Here is a 1,273-nt window from a genome sequence, read left to right on the forward strand (position 1 = left end):
GATGCTTCTATGTCAAGCCGCCACCGCGAACGGTCCTTTTGCGGTATTCCCGAGTTCGGATTCATCGGCACGCAGGACCTGGAACACGCGATCGGAGATGCGGCGACGAAGCAGTCGTAGCGCCTCGCGTCGGGTCTTGCCCGCAGCCTGCAGTTTGGCAACATAGGCTTTGCCGAGGCCGCCGCGTGCGACCTGTGTGATGGCGATGGCGTGCAAGGCAGCGTTGACGGTACGGTTGCCACCGCGATTGAGACGCACACGCTCCTGCGCCGACCACACCGGAATCGGGGCCGTACCGTTGAACTTTGCGTAGGCGTCTTTGGAGTGGAAGCGGTGCGCTCCGGCAGTCTCGCCGATGATGACCGCCGCGGAAAGAACCCCACAGCCTGGAATGGCGAGCAACGACGGAGCCAGAACCCGGACGCGCTCGCGGATCTGGCGTTCGAGGTCGTTGATCTGGCGGGTCATCTGCCGGCATCGGCTGAGGAGTTCTCCAGCGATCTGAGCGACCACGCCGGTGAAATGCGTAAGCCGGTCGGCGAGCTCGTCCATCACACGGTAACGCCGGATCCCTCGGACCGGGACGTGAAGTTCAGGGTCGAGCTCGTGCAGGTGCCAGCGTAGCCTGCTGATGAGTTTTGTTCTCTCGCAGACCATATCGTGCCGGTGATCGCTGAGTAGTTTGACTTCCCGGGCGGGGCCGTCCAAACGTGCGATTGGCAGGTTCGGCTCGCGCAATGCAGCCATCGCGACGGCGTGTGCGTCAATCGGATCGGACTTGCCCGGCTCGCGGGCGCTGCGTCGGTGTACAGCCATTAGTTGGGTCTTGACCCGGACCACAGCATGCCCGCGATTGAGCAGATCGGCCTCCAATCGGCGGGTGACGTGGCGGCAGTCTTCGAGCGCGAACTGGAGCTGAGGCCATTGTTTGGCCCACTCGATGGCGGACAAGTGCCCGTCGGTGGTGGCCTTTGCGGTCAGCTCTGCGAGCTTGCGTCCGACCTCGTCGACTGCGACAAAGGTATGAGTGGACTTGTGGGCGTCGACTCCGATAACGATCAACTGAGGACTCCGATCGGTGGGGTGAACGAGGTACCGGGTAATCGTCGTTGGGCACGCCTCAATCGGGCATCAGCGGCACGCTTCTATCAAGCCACGCGGACGATCGTCCGGGACCCGGCAGGACCGCACATCGGGATAAGCCACCAACAGAAGCTGGGGCAGCAAAGAAACGAGCGAATCCCGCCGGGCCTACTCAGGATGGCATTGACGC

The 1,273-nt window shown here is 63.0% G+C and carries 1 protein-coding gene; it reads right to left on the bottom strand.

Going from position 1 to position 1,273, the window contains the following annotated elements; genetic code table 11:
- Positions 1-12 precede the first annotated feature (12 nt).
- Positions 13-1,062: an IS110 family transposase gene (locus BJF87_RS23735; protein WP_075864038.1), complete on the bottom strand. Its 1,050-nt coding sequence runs from the start codon at positions 1,060-1,062 to the stop codon at positions 13-15.
- Positions 1,063-1,273 lie beyond the last annotated feature (211 nt).

It is taken from the genome of Gordonia sp. CNJ-863, from assembly GCF_001942325.1.
Lineage (GTDB): Bacteria > Actinomycetota > Actinomycetes > Mycobacteriales > Mycobacteriaceae > Gordonia > Gordonia alkanivorans.